Origin of the sequence: Microcystis sp. LE18-22.4A, assembly GCF_027531105.1 — a bacterium.
GTDB classification, from domain to species: domain Bacteria; phylum Cyanobacteriota; class Cyanobacteriia; order Cyanobacteriales; family Microcystaceae; genus Microcystis; species Microcystis aeruginosa.
The window spans coordinates 13,122-29,229 of sequence record NZ_JAPZRB010000010.1 but is presented as its reverse complement, the minus strand read 5'-3'; the positions used below and the strand labels follow the sequence as shown (position 1 = coordinate 29,229).

Sequence of the window (16,108 nt, the reverse complement as noted above, 5' to 3'; positions counted from 1 at the left end):
GTTTAGAGAGAAGATTCAGATTCGTTTTCTGCCTCTTCTTCTTCTAAGGCTTGAATTTTTAATAAAAGTTCTTCTTCCTGAATTTCAAACTCCTCCTCAGAAATGTTGCCCATATCGTAAGATAGTTGTAAGGATAATAACAATTTGTGCAAATTTTCCGCCTCATCATATTCTATATCTGCACGCTCTTGAATTTTCTCCCCAATCCAGATCAGACCCCCAATAGGACCGGTAACAGGAAGAAATAAAAGATCGAGAAACATAACTAATACTCTCCTTAGACAAGTTGGGCAAAGGTATAGGGTGCGGTTAAATTGTTATAGCGAATTCTTAGGCGATCACCAAACTGCTGATCGATCGCTTCAACGTTTTGGCTAAATTCCGGCTCTTGCTCCCAGGGAATTAAATAAGCTGCATTGTAAATCATGTCATCCGTCATCGGATCGCTTTCAATCACCTCTTGGGCGCGATGATTTAATTGCTCTCTAAAGACTTGAATAATGTCTTGTTTCCGTTGCAATACAGTGGCTTCAATGAGTTGACCTATATGGATAATTTCTTCCATATTTAAGTTTTTACCCATCATCGCATCCCGTTCTTGCTTTAACTTAGGATTAGACTCCAAAGCCGCTTGTAATTCCCACTGATTATCCCAAAAAATCTTAATGCTAACCTCTCGTTGGCCTGACAGTTTAGCAAATAATTCTTTCAGTTGGGTTTTATAGGGACTAATTAATTGTTCGGTGACGGATTCCCAGGTTTTGATAACTAAGCCAAACCGCAGGGGCAACAACGTTGTAAACCCTGCTTCCATGACAGTTTCTAATACTTTTTCATGGCAAATTAAATAGCGACGGGATGCCAAATACTTCTCTTTATGAGCAGCGGAGTAGAGAAAACTAAAACCCTCAATCATCTCACTGTGAACTGGCTCATTATCAATCCCTTGCAAAACGAGTCCGTCAGGAACTGGTTCGGGAAATATTCCATATAAATAAAGACCCACTGTCATCAGTATTCTCCCAAATTAAACCGGCTGAGAAGTTAAAACCAAACGAAGCTTTAGATGAATTAAATCTAGTTGAGCTAAACCCAGATCAACATTTCCTTCCACAACAACCCCTGTATTGAGGAGTCGATCCACTAATTCTAACACAGAAGGCTTAATACCCTCCTCTCCCGGGTAATAACTCCCTGCTTCCGGTAAAAGAGTTCCAAACTCTCCTAAGTGGACATTTAACTCTTCTGGCTCAACCTCAAAAATTTCACACAAATAGAGAATTTGTTCTTGCAATTTTTGGATACTTTCTGCGGCTCTATCTAAATCAGACTCACTGAGAACCCCTTTTTCCATCCGGCGAATGATTTGGGCTTCGAGCAATTGGCGTACCAGTTCCACGACAGTTAACAGTAAAGGGGCTAAACCAGCTTGGCTATTACTTTCTGGACGGGTCAGCAAGGCTTGATTATCAGAATCGTAAGGTGTGCAAGCAAGTGTCATGGTGGGAATTGGTAAATGAGCAGTTTTTGACGGTGAGTCTCTAGTGGGGAGCTTGGGCAAGAAATTTTATCTGAGGGAAAATAATGATTTGACATACCCCACGCCGTTTACGACGTGGATTCTTCTCGCATCACTGCTGTGAATTTATGGCTCAACGAGTCCACTTGAATTAGATTCCTGGCGAAATCCCACCCAGAGGTGGTTCTCTCCTCAGACTTTCGCGACCTTACAGAAGCCTGTTTTCCTATGCCCTACGATACAGTTCAAAACCTCTAAAATCATTGGTTTCTTTGGTACTTGACGCTGAGAGCTTTTACCTATAGGAGCACTCCCCTAGAGAACCCCATAACTCTAGTTTTCAAGGTGCGTTCATCGGTTGATGACTGGGTTTTTTAAGCGGTTGCTTACCCGGCCCGCTATTCTTAATATCATACATCCTATAAAGTCGCCCTAAAAGGGCGAGGCTTTCAACCCAATTTTTCGGTAAACTTCTTTACCGTTTGAGGATTCAGTTGAGGAATTTCAATGTATATAAGGAATGTGCCTGCTCGTTCGGACTGGTATCACGGCTCTCCATTGCACTCAATTTGCCTAAGGATTTTAAGGCTTGAAGTCGCCGTGAAAGTTCCAGGTTTTCTGCGAATAAAGCTTGGCATTGGCTAGGGAGGTGGGGATAACCTTGGCACCCATCAATTGCCATTTCCCTGGCTTTATCAAGAGGGGCAACCGTCAACTCGTGTAAATTTCCTAACCTTTGAGGATTCAAGTGAGGAATTTCACGCATCTGAGGAATGTGCTTCATCGTTCGGACTGGTATCATGGCTCTCTATTGCACTCAATTGGGTTAAGGATTTTAAGGTTTCAAGCTCAGTTTCTAGGGTTTGGAGTCGGAGTGAAAGTTCCCGATTTTCTGCTAGTAAAGCTTGGGATTGGCTATGGAGGTAGGGGTCTCCTTCCCACCAGTTGATTCCCATTTCCTTTGCTTTATCAACAGAGGCAATTAACAAACGAATGCGGATATTTATAAGTTCAGTGGAGGCGATCGAAACGGAAATATCGCCGGCAATCACAATTCCTTTATCTAAAACTCGTTCGAGTATATCCGCTAAACTCGAACCTTGAGTTGCTGTTTTTAGGGAGTTGTTTGACTGGTTTCTGAGCGAGCCAGCAAAAGTGGAAGAAGTCACAGTTAGTTTCACTCAATAAGAGTATAAAATTAGTCTTTTCGCTGGGGCAAGTTGCCTCGCAGTAAAGATTGAATGGCTTTTAACGATTGATTTCCTGTCGAAGGCTCAGAAGTTGACACTTGGGCATCGGAAGGCTCCTCTTCCTCTAGAAAGGATAAGGATTCTAACGGATTGTCCTCGAGGATTTCCCATAAAATCGCTCTTGACTTATCAACAGATAAATTTGTGCGTGACAAAAGAACATCGGCGCAGATATCACGGAAGTCCGAGTCAGCGGAGTTGGCCGCAATATCGTGAGAGGCGCAGACTTTAGCAATCATTAAACAAGAGCGCAAACCCGACGTTTTTTCAGTCGCAGTTTTCACACGAAAGGTTTTGACGAGGTTGACAATAAATAAAGCATCTTCTCGACCAATCCCCGTTTTTTGAGCAAGAATTTCTGTCTGAGTTAGTTGGTCCGGTTCAGGCATATTGATAGTTACCAACCGATCCATTAAAGCATCTTGGGTAGCATGAACCCCACAGTATTCTTCTGGGTTGGAGGTGAAAATTGCCCGAAACTGAGAATTGACTTGTAGGTAATCGGGTTGATGGCTAGTGGGCGGCAGGGTGAGAATTTTTTCTTCCAAGGCAGAGAGTAAAACGTTGTTGACCTCAGGTCGAGAACGATTGAACTCATCATAAACTAGGGTAAACCCCTCGCGACAGGCCATTGTTAAGCGAGAATCCACCCAATTGTGTTTTAGCTCGTCTTCAACTTTGAGAACGCTGTGGATATAGTTATCCATCAGTTTTTTATGGGTGTAGCCAGACTGACTACCAATTAAATCGGAACTGGTAAAGTCATCATCGCCAAAGATTAGCATCACAGGTCTGGCTAAACAATTGGCCAAGTGCATTGCCAAGGTGGTTTTTCCCGTTCCTGCTGGGCCACATAGATGAATGGAAAAACCAGAGTTTAGATAACGTAAGGCGCGGGTGGCAATTTGATCAATCGAAGGCGTAACAACAAATTGACCGGGGCGGAGGCTGAGGACGGCTCTTCTTGTTTGAGTTTCAGTAACTGTCATAGTTGAAATATAGTAAATACCATTGATAATCCCCGCCTGAAGCGTACGGGTATTCTTGAGCTAACAACTGCTGGTTCAGGTTTCCCCTTAATAACCGAGTAGGCAAGGACGCTTGTGTTACCCGAATTTTACGGCAAGTTTAATCGTCTTTGGCTTTTAAGGCTTACCTCATAATAATATCACAAAAAATTAGGAACTGTCATCAATTAGATCTAGAACCTTGATTCTGAAGGTATTTCAGGATATTCCTTAGTCTAAGGGTCTAAAATTCTTGTCTAGATTACTTTTCAAGACTTAAACAATGACAAGCCCAGATGCAGTCCTTTTCCCTTACCTCCTTTGTCAATAAAAGACTAATAATGACAACATTAGCTATAAACTAAGTGAAGTTTTATAATACTTCTTAATTTACCAGAGCCCTAGAGCAGCCTGAAGAGGAACCCACCACTCCTACGTTGAGTCTAGAAACTTGAAAAGGCAGGACTAGCTAGGTTTAAAACCAAAGGCTTATTGTTGTATTTTCAGATAGTCCTCTAGTTTAGCCAGGAAAAGGGACTAGAGGGTTTTTACTCTAGCCCTAGGCTTAAGTGGGTTGTAATTAACCTAGAGATTTATTTGCCAAAAACGTAGATAGACAACTCTTGACGAAATTGACGCAAATCGTCTTTTAGCTGTTTCGCTTCCGCTAAACGTCGTTCTTGAAATTGACTCAAATCATCCTTCACCTGTTTAGCTCGATCTAGATGAAGTTGGCGTAACTCGTCCTCTAGCTGTTTCGCTGCCGCTAAACGCTGTTCTTGGAATTGACTTAAATCCTCTTTCAGCTGTTTAGCTCGATCTAGATGCTGTTGACGTAAGTCGTCCGCTAGCTGCTTCGCTGCCGCTAAACGTTGTTCTTGAAATTGACGTAAATCCTCTTTTTGCTTTTCCGCCTGAGCTAAACGCTGTTTTTGGGTAGCTGTTAAAAACGCAAGGCTTTCTTGTTGAACTTTTTGGAAAGATTGGCGCAAAGCAGTTGCCTGTTCTTGCGCTTGTTTTTGTCTTTCAGTTTTGACATCCGACAAAAAAGCTTGGACTTCTTGCGAGAGTTTAGCTACTTCTCCAGCAATCGATAAACGCTCCTGGCGGAACTTTTCCATGAGAGCAGGCATGGGGTTGTCCTCAATTACTAAATACTATGGAATGGATTAGACCCAATCACCCGTTAGAAAAACCTTCACGGGGACTGGGGGGAGAGACAGTAGATTCCGACTTTTCTGATCATCCCAAAGTCGAGATAGCGAACTACCCTATCAATTATAGACTATTGCGCCCCAAGAGAGGGGTAACTAAACTCAATAGGGATTAAAGAAAAGCCGAGAATCTAGAAAACCCGGTCGGGTTTTAACTGAGCAGATAGGAGAATCTGTGAGCAATCCTTAAGCAGGAACCGCCGCAGATTGAGTCAGACCAACGGCTTCAGCATATTTGAGGTAGGTTTCAACCGAAGCGATAACTACACGAGCTTCAATCGCTAATAATTCGATTCCCACCAGAGAGACGCGAGCCCAAGCATCAATAACGATACCTTTGTCAAGGATACGATCGATAACTTCAGCCAAGCTAGAGGAAGAGTTAGTTTTTTCAACTGCCATGGTAGTAGACCTTTTTGTTTGTATAGAGAGTGTACAGCGCTGATCCAAAAGTTGAGATGGCGAACTACCCAAGACCAAGGGGCGCGGCTTCCCACCCAAAGAATTGCTTTCTATTCCGAAAAATAGTGAGCCTTACACTCTGGTGATTGGGGGTAAACCTAGCTACAAGGGACAAAATCACGGTTACAAAAACAATTTGTCTGCGTCTAGCTTTGTCTTCGCTATCCGTTGCCGTGCCGACCCTATCAATTATAGACTATTGCGCCCCAAGACAGGGGTAACTAAACTCAACAGGGATTAAAGAAAAGCCGAGAATCTGGAAAACCCACTAGGGTTTTAACTCAGCCGATGGGAGAATCTGGGATCAATCCTTAAGCAGGAACCGCCGCAGATTGAGTCAGACCAACGGCTTCAGCATATTTGAGGTAGGTTTCAACCGAAGCGATAACTACACGAGCTTCAATCGCTAATAATTCGATTCCCACCAGAGAGACGCGAGCCCAGGCATCAATAACGATACCTTTGTCAAGGATACGATCAATAACTTCAGCCAAGCTAGAGGAAGAGTTAGTTTTTTCAACTGCCATGGTAATAGACCTTTTTGTTGTTTTCATAGAAGGTGTACAGTGCTGAAATCATGGAGGATTCAGAAATCCATTTTGTTTTTCTGCCTTCATCACTTCCGCAATTTTAAAGATAACACCCTTGTTTTGTCGTTGTCAATACCTAAGTGAGATTTTTTTCGTTAAGAAGTGTGTAGGGATTTCTCATTTTTTTCGTTAAGAAGTGTGTAGGGATTTCTCAGATAAGTCCGATACATTCGACCTATTGGATAATTTTTTTATGGTACGATGGACGGTTTTGCTTTTTTCTCGATTTTTAGATTGAATTAGATTGAAGTTGCAAAGAGAATAAAATGTGATCTTATAAATTTGGTACAATTTTTACTTGACAAAAATTTCTGGTTGTGGTTCTGTAGTATTGATGGAGGCTTAATGCTTTGCCTTGCTGTGCATTGTTGTCATGGATAAAATACCAAGCAGCGCCAAAGTGATTCTTCCATTTTTTTAGAGAAAGATAGATTCTCTCTCACCAACAGAGAAATCCTTGGTTGAAAGGTATTGTTAAGTCTTTACAATGGGATTAGTTTGACCAGTTTCTTGGCTCTACCTCTCGATGACGTTTACTCGGAATTACCGTCTTATATGACTTCCAAAAATCAGTGTAAGTAACAGCACATGGTCGGTAAACACCGGGTAAACTGACCCCAAAGTTTTTTGGCTGATTGGCGACTCCTATCTCCGCGCATAGCCGCCAATAATTTCCCCTGTCTTTCTATCAATTAACCGCCAAATATAAACCTTTATCGTCTTAAAAAAAACCAATGACTACATTTCATCACACTCTATGACTAATTTGCCTTTTGATTTTTCTGGGTGGTGATTCGGTAGTGGTGATGGAGCCTTAATGCTTTGCTTTGCTGTGGATTGTAGTCATGGATAAAATACCAAAGGACTCCCCAAGGTGATTCTCCATTTTTTTAGAGAAAGATAGGCTCTCTCTCACCAGCAGAGAAATCCTTGGTCGAAAGGTATTATTAAGTCTTCCAAGGGGATTACTTTGACCAGTTTCTTGGCTCTACCTCTCGATGACGTTTACTCGGAATTACTGTCTTATAGGACTCCCAAAAATGAGTGTAAGTAACAGCACATTATCGGTAAACACTGGGTAAACTTGGCCAAGGTTTTTTAGCTGATTGGCGGCTCCTATATCCTAAATGGCCACCAATAAGTTCCCTTGTCTTTCTATCAATTAACCGCCAAATATAGACCTTTATCGTCTTAGAAAAAACAAAAGGGGACATCTCATCACATTCTATGAGCAATTTACCTTTTGGTTTGTCCGAAACCTTTACTTGAAGGGGTACAGCCGCTAGTTTATTGTTGACATAATTTTGTAAACATGACCAATTTACCCCTGTTACTCTGGCAATTCCTCGTCAGGAAATTCGTTCGAGCAAGAGTTGATCGATTAATTGTCTTGGTATCGGGAGAGATAGTTTTATTAGTGGGATTGATCACAAACGGTTGACCACATTCTTGACAGTGACGTTTGGGTTTCCCCTTAGGAATATAACCGTTCTTAATAGTATGGTGAGAACCACAACTAGGACAAGTAAATACAGGCAAACCAGTGGGGGGATTTTGCTCCGTGCTAGGCTGATATTTGAGCAGGCCCTCCACGAGCCATAAAGAGATACTTATCAGAAAAGTCATGATCAAGCTAGAGGTTTAAGGATTGATTTGAGCCAATTATTTTTATTGATAAACTGACGGTTCGCTCATTTTCCACATATGGTGTTTTTGGATTAAGCCACCCACTGCCTGTACTGGCGTAAGTTGAACTAATTCGACTTCGGGTAGGTTTTATCCGTTGTCAAAACACCATCTATAGTGATCTGCGAGCCGAGAGTAATAAGTATATTACACAGTTCATACCGAATAAGCAACATGGTAAGGTAAACACATCTTAACAACCCTTGACAAAATGAACCTCGTGTGAGTTGCTTACCCAGAGGGCGATTCAGGCATATTTAGGTATAATTTCTCATCTCAATTGTTAAACAAAAATCGACCAAATGTTAAGATTTCGTAACTATTTTGATTTACTGGTATCACTTGAAATGCCCACACTTATCACAAAATTAGCCGATTGTCAATAGCTTTTGAGATGCGATACCCCCCCTTGCCTACCCGACTTCGGGTGGGCAAGGGGGGGTGGTAGAATGCCTGCCAGGACTATTGAAAATTGGTATTAGCTATTTTTTCGGGGACTCTAGCCACTATTTTCAGAGATTGCTGTAATGCGGATTGGTTGAGGTCCGTTTAGGTGGATTGACTGGCCAGAAATTGTCTTTGATAGTCTAAAAACTGGCCATGCCATTCCGCAAAACGCCGCTCCCCATCTTTGACCAAAAGTTGGCGGTAGGCTTCCGAGGAAATCCACGGCTTTGTTGGGCGTTGTTGGGCCGAACGAGCTTGGTATTCAGCCCTTGATTGACGGCATTGGTTGTGATAATTTTGGTGCCATTCCTGATAGCGCCGTTCTCCATCCCGCACGAGGGCTTGGCGATAGGCTTCTGAAGATAGACTCATGGTGTTACTCCTTTTCAAATCCCTTGATGGCTTGGCCAGAATTATAACACAATGCGTGAACTAGCCAGTGCTGACCTCTCGTCAAGGTACGATATAGGCCCTTACCCTCAGGGGCAAGGTTTCTTTGCTATCTCAACTGCTGCATTTTGTCCCGCTTTGCGTTGCTACCCTTTAACCAAATTTAGTACCACCAGCAAAGAAATTAGTAAAAGCTGCTTATAGGTGTCTTAAACCTTGTGGTCAAGCACTACAGCTAACCTCATTCAAGAAGTCTAATTCTTCTTGTTTTTTCTCCTCGGTTAACATTGAAGAAGTTTGACTGTATCCTACTCTTTCTTGTCTTTCATACCCAGCTTGTGTTCTGACATAGAGAGCTTTATTGTCAACTAATCTTACACAGCCCAAGGTGTGCCGCAATAGCGACTCTTGTTCGGGTGTTGGGTAAAATCGAAACTAATAGGCTTTCTCCATGCCTCACATTCTAGCATATATGGTGTAAATGCGCTAGTATTTAAATTAAAGCCAACCTAAAACGGCGGGGTTTCAGACCAAAATTTTCGATGATGTTGTTTAATTTGATCCTAACCTATTGTAGGTAAAATATACACTTTAGTTATTAATCTGGTAATTTTTTTTTCCTGGGGAGCCTGATTGAGCAAAGAAATGCTATATTTCTATTAGCACCGTTGCCAAAATCTCTGGAGAGTTGGGTTACTAATATGGTTAAAATTATCGGTCGTCAATCCTTGGGAAGAAAACCCGTTTACGATATTGGTGTGGAGAAAGATCATAATTTTTTGCTGGGCAACGGGTTAATTGCCTCCAATTGTTTTAATAAATCTCACTCTACCGCTTATGCTTACGTCACCTATCAAACTGCTTATTTAAAAGCTAATTATCCTGTGGAATATATGACAGCGTTACTAACTGCTAGTAGCGATAATCAGGATAAGGTGGAAAAGTATCGAGAAAACTGTCAGAAAATGAATATCGATGTCGAACCTCCCGACATCAATCGATCGCAAAAACATTTTACCCCGATTGGACGCAAAATTCTCTTTGGTTTGTCCGCAGTTAGAAATCTGGGCGAAAATGCGATCGAGGCTATTTTAAAAGCCCGGGAAGCAACAGGAGGAAAGTTTACTTCCTTAGGGGATTTTTGTGAGCGTGTTGATTTGCGATTGGTCAACAAAAGAGCTTTAGAAACGCTAATTTATTGTGGTGCTTTTGATAAAATTCAACCTAATCGCCATCAATTAATTGAAGATTTAGAATTAGTAGTTGCTTGGGCGCAAAAACGCACCAAAGAGAAAGAAAGTGGTCAAATGAATATTTTTGATATGCTAGGAGGTAACACAGAAAATAAACAAGAATCCGAGTTTGAACAGTCTCCCAGTGCCACCGCAGTAGAAGATTTTTCCCTACAGGAAAAGTTAAAACTGGAAAAAGAACATTTAGGTTTTTATGTTTCCGAACATCCTTTAAAAGCTTTACAAAGAGCCGCTCAAGTCCTATCTCCTATCAATTTAGCTGACTTAGAAGAACACAAAACCAGAAAAAAAGTTAGTGCAATTGTCTTATTAAATGCCGTTAAGAAAATTATGACCAAAAAAGGGACTCCGATGGCATTTTTAACCCTAGAAGATGCCTCGGGACAATCGGAAGCGGTGGTGTTTTCTGATACCTACGAACGTCTGCAAAAATTATTAGTGGAGGAAGCAACTTTAATGGTGTGGGGAAAAGTTGATCGCCGAGATGATCGGGTACAATTAATTATCGAAGATGCGGAACCGATCGAAACCATTAAAATGGTGATGGTTAATTTATCGCTGCAAGATGTCGTCAACCAAAATCGTCAAAATCTTCTTAAAAGTATTCTGCAATCGGGAGACAAACAAAAGGCAAAAGTTCCCGTTATTGCCACCATTGGTGCGGGAACTCAGCGTCAATTTGTGCGTTTAGGACAAAACTATTGGGTAGAGGATGACAATTCGGTGCTAGAGTCTCTGAAAGTTGCGGGTTTTCTGGCTAATTCTGCACCTCTGATTAATCATTAAATGCTAACTGGCAATCACCCAAGAGCCATGGCTGCGCCAATATTGTTCCTGTAAAACCTTTTCGATTTCCTGTTTCGATAATAATTCTCTTTCGACCCACAAATCAAGACAAATATGGATTTTGATCACCTCTTTGACACTATTGCCACTCTTGTCCTCCATCATTCTCCTAGTGGGATGGAAACGGAAATCGATCGCTTTTTACTAGAACGCTTTCAAGAGTTAGGATTAGAAACATGGCAAGATCAAGCGGGAAATGTCATCGGCAAAATTAGAGGACGAGATTCGACCAAAAAAATTGCTATTACTGGTCATAAAGACGAAATTGGTGCTATTATCAAAGCAATTAATCCCGATGGTACTCTGCAAATTCGCCAACTCGGGGGAGCTTTTCCTTGGATTTACGGAGAGGGAGTGGTGGATATTATCGGTGATAAAGGAACCAGATCGGGGATTCTCTCCTTTGGTTCCCGTCATATTTCCCATCAATCCCCGCAAAAAGTGCAGCAGGAAAACACTCCCGTCACCTGGGAATCCGCATGGATAGAGACGAAATTGACTCCGGAAGAATTAGACGCTTGCGGGGTGCGCGCGGGTAGTCGAGTCGTGGTGGGAAAACACCGAAAACAACCCTTGCGACTAAAAGACTACATTGCCAGTTATACCCTTGATAATAAAGCTTCCGTGGCGATTCTTTTGGCATTAGCGGCCAGAATAATTAACCCCGCAGTGGATATATATCTGGTTGCCTCAGCTAAGGAGGAGGTAGGAGCATTAGGGGCCTTATTTTTTACCGCAAATAACCGCTTAGATGCTTTAATTGCCCTAGAAATCTGTCCCCTCGCTCCTGAATATCCGATTAAGGATGGCAGCAGTCCTGTGTTATTGTCTCAGGATGGTTACGGTATCTATGATGAGCAATTAAATCAAGAATTACGAATTGCGGCCGAAAAGGCGGGAATACCGCTGCAATTAGCCATTATTAGTGGTTTTGGTAGCGATGCCTCCATTGCCATGAAATTCGGTCATATAGCTAAGGCCGCTTGCTTAGGTTTTCCCACCCAAAACACCCACGGTTATGAAATCGCCCATTTAGGAGCCATAGCTAACTGCATTAGCATATTAGAAGTTTATTGTCAACTAATTTAGCTATTTTTAGCAAAAAACCAGAGCATCAATAGAACAATAGCGATCGCCAGTCCGCTAAAAACAGTATTTTTATGCTGCTCTAACTGCATGGGTGCGGGGGATTCTTCTTTTTTCTGTTTATTTGTTCCCTTTTTAAATTGCGCTGTACTATCGGGAAGTTTATCTAAATCGGGAATCTTCGTCATCCACTCATCTGGGCGTTTGAGACGGGGAGCTTCGATAATATAAAGCAGACGCTTGGCCTGTTCGCGAATTTGATAGATAGGATGGGTAATAAGTTGCCTACAGATTTCACTAGCTTTCTCCCCCTCTCCTAACCCTTGATGGGCAGAAATTAACCAAATTTGAATCTCACCCCCTTCTCGGGAGCCTAAGGAAATTAAGGCTAAAGCCGCATTTAATTGCTGGACACTAAGACGATATTGTCCACGCTCAAAAGCACTGATTCCAGCTTGATAAAGGTCTTGAAAAGAAAGATTTTCGGCCACGGAGTCAAGATCGAGATAAATAAAATTTTACATAAGTATAGCAAGAGGTAAGAAGCAAGAGGAAACTTTGATCAGTATCAGATGTGAGTTTTCAGTTCACTGATGGTTCTTCGTTACTTGGTATGGTTTGATCGGGTGGCATAAATAGACTACATCCTTATCTGGCAAGAGACTTAATTGATTAGTTCGTTCTAGATGGAAAACAATTGACAAAAATCGCCAAATGTCTTTCTATATAAGGGTTTCATCTCTTATAACCCCGTCTATTGCCTAACACAAACAAAAAGAACCTCACTTGATTACTGTTTACTGTTCACTGTTTACTGATCACTGAAAAGCTCCCCACCTCCGCCATTGAGAATGAGAATCTCGGCAAAAATCCGGTACACTTTCTGCTAGACCTGTTCAACCCGCACGGCATGAAAGAGAGGAACTCCCTGTTACTAATTATATTAGCGATCGCCACTATACTAATTAGTCTAGTTTTAGGGATTGTATTTGGCAAAAAAGCGGCCTTGTTAGGAATTTGGGCAGTTCCCGCCATGGTCGGTTCTTTTATCCATCCCCGTCTGGGATTATTGGCCCTAATCATCTATCTTCCCCTGAGTAATACCTTCGCTTTGTCTGTGGTGAGAGTTTTTCAGGTAGTGGGCAACTTTATTGGCATAGAGCCCTCCTATGCTCTCTACAAAATCGCCAAGGATGCCTTTTATTTCGCCGCTTTAGCGGCAATTTTAATTAAAACCAAAACTTTTAAGCAATTACGCCCCAAAATCAAGCCTTTTCTCATCACAACTTTGATTTTACTTGCCAGCAGCCTGATAACTTTTCTTTTTGTCAATCTGCCCCAAGGAGCAATTGCTGTGGGAATTGTGGGATTAAAAATCCTCCTAAGTTATATTCCCCTAGTTCTCTGTGGCTACTATCTAATCGAGCAAAAACGGGATTTATTCGTGGTTAATCGGCTTTTAATCGTGATGATCTTAGTCTGTTGTGTTTTAGCTCTAATTCAATACTTCTTACTCGTCCAAGGTATCTGTCCTGATAATGAATTCCTCAATCAACTGGAAGTTCTTGTCCCGAAATCCGACAGCCAATTTTATCCGAATATTACCGAGAAAGCCAGCCTGAAAGCTCAATGTTTTGTCGGGGGTTCAGTGTTGTATAATCCCGATCGAGGCTTAATTCGTCTCCCTGGCACATTTTCTGATCCTTGGCAATGGGGTTGGTTTTTAGTATCTAGTAGCGTCATCAGTTACGCGGCCAGTTTTAGTGATCCGCAAAAAAGATGGCGCGTCGCTGGTTGGGTAGCAATGGTTTTAGTCTTCCTTGCGACTCTGGTTTCTGGACAAAGAATACCTTTCTTGCTAGTACCTTTGTTTTACTTGGTTCTTTTTATTGCTACTGGCAAACATAAACAAAAGTTACCATTAAAATTGGGAATCTTGGGGCTGATTTCCCTGCTCGCGGTGACGTTAAATCCCTTTATTCAGGAAAGAGGGCTAAATTTTATTGATCGCTGGCTATATTCGTCTCCAATTGACTTTGTAGGCAATCAAATACAGTGGATATTCAATTATGTACAGCTTTTTGGTTTTGGTTTAGGCACAGCCAGCAGTGGCGCTCTTCATGTAGCTGGAGAAGAAGAGATAAGACTAATTGAAACCTACTACGCTAAACTCCTCTACGAAATCGGTATCGTCGGTTTTATCGCTTTTATGGCACTGGTGACAATTCTCTGTATTCTCACCTTTAAAGCCTATTTAAAAGTAAAAAATGCTGCTTTAAAGCATTGGGGTCTCTGTATCTGGATTTTCCTACTTTTTATTAGCTTTAACCCCTACTATTATCCTCTCTCCGTCGAGCCAGTTTCTGTTTACTATTGGTTATTCGCAGGACTATTGCTAAAACTGCCGGAAATCAGCGAGAAATTGGAAGATGAGGAGAGATTTCTCGAAAAAAATGAAGTGGAGAATTAAGAGGATTTTTATCGATAATTAAATTATCTCTCGACTGATAGGAGTTAACCGCAATGACAGCAGAAACCCTTGCCTATTCCCTCGAATCTGTCCTCAAGGAAATTAAAGATAGTATTAAAAGTGTTGATCGCAAGCTAGACACCTTCCAGAAAGATGTTGACCAAAAGCTAGACAATCTCGAAAAAGGTTTTGACCAAAAGCTAGACAATCTCGAAAAAGGTTTCGAGCAAAAGCTAGATAATCTCGAAAAAAGTTTTGACCAAAAGCTAGAAACCTTACAGAAAAATGTCGAGCAAAAGCTAGACAACCTACAGAAAAATGTCACCGATGTGAAGATAGGACTAGCAACTTTAACAGAGAAAGTCGATAGTATCGATAATCGACTGATCAAGGTGGAAGGAACCCAAAGTAACCAAATTTGGACATTAATAACTCTCTTGAGCGCTTCCTTGATTGTTGTGGGGTTCCGTGCTTTTTTTATGGGCAACAATCCCTAGGCGATCGCTGTAGAGTAACGAGACTTTCTCGCTTGTCCCACCCGACAGGCTGCCCCCAGGAAAAACTTTTTCGGCAAGCCCCTGTTTTTTTATACACTTTATTTAAACAGTTTGAGTTATAAAATAACCGGCATGACTCAACTCACACCGCGCCCTAGTGTCTTAATTGTCGATGATTTGCCCAATAATGTGCGGCTATTGTCGATTATGCTCACCGAGAAGGGCTATCAGGTACGCAAAGCGATTAATGGACAGATGGCCCTGAATACAGTGCGATCGCTAATTCCCGACCTGATCCTCCTCGATATTAATATGCCCGATCTCAATGGTTATCAAGTTTGTGAACAGTTAAAAGCTGATGAAAAAACCAGAGAAATTCCCGTAATTTTTATCAGCGCTCTTGATGATGTCTTAGATAAAGTCAAAGCTTTTCAAGTGGGAGGTGTTGATTATATTTCTAAACCTTTTCAAGGGGAAGAAGTCATGGCCCGCATCGAAAATCAATTAACTATTTCTCGTCAAAAAAAACAACTCCAAAACGAAATTAAAGAACGTCAAAAAACTGAGGAAACTTTAGAAATTTATCTTCATGCTGTCTCTCACGATCTCCGCAATCCCGTGATCGGGATGTCAATGATCTTAAATAATTTAATTAAAAATTCTCAGGGAGAAACTAAAGAAGTATCCCAGAAGATTTTACAACAGATGGCCAACAGTTGCGATCGACAATTAACTTTAATTGATTCTCTCGTCGAAACCCGACAAAATGATCTTTGGGGAGTTTCCCTAGAACTAAAGCCTTTATCTCTCTACGAAATTGGTCAACAGATCAGTCAGGAATGGGAGTTAAGATTAAAGGAAAATCAAGCAACTTTAATTAATAATTTTTCCCCCGATTTACCCTTAGTTAATGCCGATGCTCACCATCTCTGGCGAGTTTTTGAGAATTTATTAGCCAATGCCCTTAAACACAATCCCCAGGGGATAATTATCACTTTATCCGCTAGACTAGAGGGCAATTATCTCCGGTGTAGTATTGCCGATAATGGGGTGGGAATTAGCGAAACCCAGAGAAAACAATTATTCGATCGCTATCAACGAGGCAATAATAATAATCAGATTAGTTTAGGACTAGGTTTATATCTATGTCGTCAAATTATCCATGCTCACGGAGGTGAAATTGGCATTATGAATAATGACGAAAAAGGTTCACAATTTTGGTTTACTTTGCCCTACTAAGCTGTTGACTAAGTAGGTAGATGTTAAAAACTTTCAGACACCCCCCTTATCAAGGGGGGATTAAGGGGGGATCTATCTTCAATTTAATTATAACCAGCTACTTATCTACATTACTCGTTAAGACTGTCTATGAGCAGGAAGAGCCAGTTTAA

The 16,108-nt window shown here is 41.5% G+C and carries 16 protein-coding genes and 3 pseudogenes; 5 read left to right on the top strand and 14 right to left on the bottom strand.

Annotation, left to right across the window (positions count from 1 at the left end):
- Nucleotides 1-2: 2 nt before the first annotated feature.
- The 13 genes and pseudogenes from O9295_RS00405 to O9295_RS00345 form a co-directional block, all read right to left on the bottom strand.
- On the bottom strand, nucleotides 3-263 hold the full coding sequence (locus O9295_RS00405) for a gas vesicle protein GvpG (RefSeq protein ID WP_002736124.1): 261 nt from the start codon (nucleotides 261-263) through the stop codon (nucleotides 3-5).
- Nucleotides 264-277: 14 nt separating this feature from the next.
- Nucleotides 278-1,012, bottom strand: a complete 735-nt coding sequence (gene gvpF, locus O9295_RS00400; protein WP_061431827.1) for a gas vesicle protein GvpF — start codon at nucleotides 1,010-1,012, stop codon at nucleotides 278-280.
- A 15-nt stretch (nucleotides 1,013-1,027) separates the two neighbouring features.
- Nucleotides 1,028-1,501, bottom strand: coding sequence for a gas vesicle protein K (locus O9295_RS00395; protein ID WP_002758523.1), 474 nt, complete (start codon nucleotides 1,499-1,501; stop codon nucleotides 1,028-1,030).
- Between the two features lie 508 nt (nucleotides 1,502-2,009).
- Nucleotides 2,010-2,321, bottom strand: a complete 312-nt coding sequence (locus tag O9295_RS00390; protein ID WP_043999004.1) for a hypothetical protein — start codon at nucleotides 2,319-2,321, stop codon at nucleotides 2,010-2,012.
- Complete coding sequence (locus O9295_RS00385; protein WP_147068961.1) at nucleotides 2,278-2,688, bottom strand: gas vesicle protein; 411 nt, start codon at nucleotides 2,686-2,688, stop codon at nucleotides 2,278-2,280. Before O9295_RS00385 ends, O9295_RS00390 begins: the two co-directional genes overlap by 44 nt.
- A 29-nt stretch (nucleotides 2,689-2,717) precedes the next feature.
- Nucleotides 2,718-3,758 carry a gas vesicle protein GvpN gene (gvpN, locus tag O9295_RS00380; protein WP_002796981.1) on the bottom strand — a complete coding sequence of 347 codons (1,041 nt, stop codon included), beginning with the start codon at nucleotides 3,756-3,758 and terminating at the stop codon, nucleotides 2,718-2,720.
- Nucleotides 3,759-4,369: 611 nt separating this feature from the next.
- Nucleotides 4,370-4,909 (bottom strand): gas vesicle protein GvpC, encoded by a 540-nt coding sequence (gvpC, locus tag O9295_RS00375; RefSeq protein ID WP_288030868.1) that lies wholly within the window; start codon nucleotides 4,907-4,909, stop codon nucleotides 4,370-4,372.
- Nucleotides 4,910-5,176: 267 nt separating this feature from the next.
- Nucleotides 5,177-5,392, bottom strand: a complete 216-nt coding sequence (gene gvpA, locus O9295_RS00370; RefSeq protein ID WP_002735503.1) for a gas vesicle structural protein GvpA — start codon at nucleotides 5,390-5,392, stop codon at nucleotides 5,177-5,179.
- Between the two features lie 371 nt (nucleotides 5,393-5,763).
- A complete protein-coding gene (gene gvpA, locus O9295_RS00365) occupies nucleotides 5,764-5,979 on the bottom strand; it encodes a gas vesicle structural protein GvpA (RefSeq protein ID WP_002735503.1) in 216 nt (71 codons plus the stop codon).
- Nucleotides 5,980-6,535: 556 nt separating this feature from the next.
- Nucleotides 6,536-6,825, bottom strand: a pseudogene (locus O9295_RS00360) (ISNCY family transposase); the annotation flags it as partial.
- A gap of 182 nt (nucleotides 6,826-7,007) precedes the next feature.
- Nucleotides 7,008-7,668: pseudogene (locus O9295_RS00355) on the bottom strand (IS1/IS1595 family N-terminal zinc-binding domain-containing protein).
- A 609-nt stretch (nucleotides 7,669-8,277) separates the two neighbouring features.
- The gene (locus O9295_RS00350) at nucleotides 8,278-8,547 is read right to left on the bottom strand and encodes a hypothetical protein (protein ID WP_288030866.1); all 270 of its coding nucleotides are present in this window, start codon (nucleotides 8,545-8,547) and stop codon (nucleotides 8,278-8,280) included.
- Between the two features lie 219 nt (nucleotides 8,548-8,766).
- Nucleotides 8,767-9,018, bottom strand: a pseudogene (locus O9295_RS00345) (helix-turn-helix domain-containing protein); the annotation flags it as partial.
- A 248-nt stretch (nucleotides 9,019-9,266) separates the two neighbouring features.
- On the opposite strand from O9295_RS00345, the gene O9295_RS00340 reads away from it, so the two are divergent.
- Nucleotides 9,267-10,604, top strand: a complete 1,338-nt coding sequence (locus O9295_RS00340; RefSeq protein ID WP_002758537.1) for a helix-hairpin-helix domain-containing protein — start codon at nucleotides 9,267-9,269, stop codon at nucleotides 10,602-10,604.
- Nucleotides 10,605-10,718: 114 nt separating this feature from the next.
- Nucleotides 10,719-11,753: a M42 family metallopeptidase gene (locus O9295_RS00335; protein WP_288030863.1), complete on the top strand. Its 1,035-nt coding sequence runs from the start codon at nucleotides 10,719-10,721 to the stop codon at nucleotides 11,751-11,753.
- Here O9295_RS00335 and O9295_RS00330 read toward each other — a convergent pair.
- Nucleotides 11,750-12,241, bottom strand: a complete 492-nt coding sequence (locus O9295_RS00330; protein ID WP_288030860.1) for a hypothetical protein — start codon at nucleotides 12,239-12,241, stop codon at nucleotides 11,750-11,752. The genes O9295_RS00335 and O9295_RS00330 overlap by 4 nt on opposite strands.
- 419 nt (nucleotides 12,242-12,660) lie before the next feature.
- Between O9295_RS00330 and O9295_RS00325 the strand changes: the two genes are divergently transcribed.
- The 3 genes from O9295_RS00325 to O9295_RS00315 all read left to right on the top strand — a co-directional run bounded on the left by O9295_RS00325 (nucleotide 12,661) and on the right by O9295_RS00315 (nucleotide 15,956).
- Nucleotides 12,661-14,220 (top strand): hypothetical protein, encoded by a 1,560-nt coding sequence (locus O9295_RS00325; protein WP_288030857.1) that lies wholly within the window; start codon nucleotides 12,661-12,663, stop codon nucleotides 14,218-14,220.
- A gap of 53 nt (nucleotides 14,221-14,273) precedes the next feature.
- Nucleotides 14,274-14,717 carry a hypothetical protein gene (locus O9295_RS00320; protein ID WP_190718099.1) on the top strand — a complete coding sequence of 148 codons (444 nt, stop codon included), beginning with the start codon at nucleotides 14,274-14,276 and terminating at the stop codon, nucleotides 14,715-14,717.
- 132 nt (nucleotides 14,718-14,849) lie between these two features.
- Nucleotides 14,850-15,956: a hybrid sensor histidine kinase/response regulator gene (locus tag O9295_RS00315; RefSeq protein WP_190718101.1), complete on the top strand. Its 1,107-nt coding sequence runs from the start codon at nucleotides 14,850-14,852 to the stop codon at nucleotides 15,954-15,956.
- The last annotated feature ends 152 nt before the right edge of the window (nucleotides 15,957-16,108 follow it).

What these genes read in the sequence shown, in the direction of transcription:
- O9295_RS00405 (WP_002736124.1), bottom strand. Translation starts at nt 263, where the DNA reads ATGTTTCTCGATCTTTTATTTCTTCCTGTTACCGGTCCTATTGGGGGT.
- gvpF (WP_061431827.1), bottom strand. Translation starts at nt 1,012, where the DNA reads ATGACAGTGGGTCTTTATTTATATGGAATATTTCCCGAACCAGTTCCT.
- O9295_RS00395 (WP_002758523.1), bottom strand. Translation starts at nt 1,501, where the DNA reads ATGACACTTGCTTGCACACCTTACGATTCTGATAATCAAGCCTTGCTG.
- O9295_RS00390 (WP_043999004.1), bottom strand. Translation starts at nt 2,321, where the DNA reads ATGATACCAGTCCGAACGATGAAGCACATTCCTCAGATGCGTGAAATT.
- gvpN (WP_002796981.1), bottom strand. Translation starts at nt 3,758, where the DNA reads ATGACAGTTACTGAAACTCAAACAAGAAGAGCCGTCCTCAGCCTCCGC.
- gvpC (WP_288030868.1), bottom strand. Translation starts at nt 4,909, where the DNA reads ATGCCTGCTCTCATGGAAAAGTTCCGCCAGGAGCGTTTATCGATTGCT.
- gvpA (WP_002735503.1), bottom strand. Translation starts at nt 5,392, where the DNA reads ATGGCAGTTGAAAAAACTAACTCTTCCTCTAGCTTGGCTGAAGTTATC.
- gvpA (WP_002735503.1), bottom strand. Translation starts at nt 5,979, where the DNA reads ATGGCAGTTGAAAAAACTAACTCTTCCTCTAGCTTGGCTGAAGTTATT.
- O9295_RS00350 (WP_288030866.1), bottom strand. Translation starts at nt 8,547, where the DNA reads ATGAGTCTATCTTCAGAAGCCTATCGCCAAGCCCTCGTGCGGGATGGA.
- O9295_RS00340 (WP_002758537.1), top strand. Translation starts at nt 9,267, where the DNA reads ATGGTTAAAATTATCGGTCGTCAATCCTTGGGAAGAAAACCCGTTTAC.
- O9295_RS00335 (WP_288030863.1), top strand. Translation starts at nt 10,719, where the DNA reads ATGGATTTTGATCACCTCTTTGACACTATTGCCACTCTTGTCCTCCAT.
- O9295_RS00325 (WP_288030857.1), top strand. Translation starts at nt 12,661, where the DNA reads ATGAAAGAGAGGAACTCCCTGTTACTAATTATATTAGCGATCGCCACT.
- O9295_RS00320 (WP_190718099.1), top strand. Translation starts at nt 14,274, where the DNA reads ATGACAGCAGAAACCCTTGCCTATTCCCTCGAATCTGTCCTCAAGGAA.
- O9295_RS00315 (WP_190718101.1), top strand. Translation starts at nt 14,850, where the DNA reads ATGACTCAACTCACACCGCGCCCTAGTGTCTTAATTGTCGATGATTTG.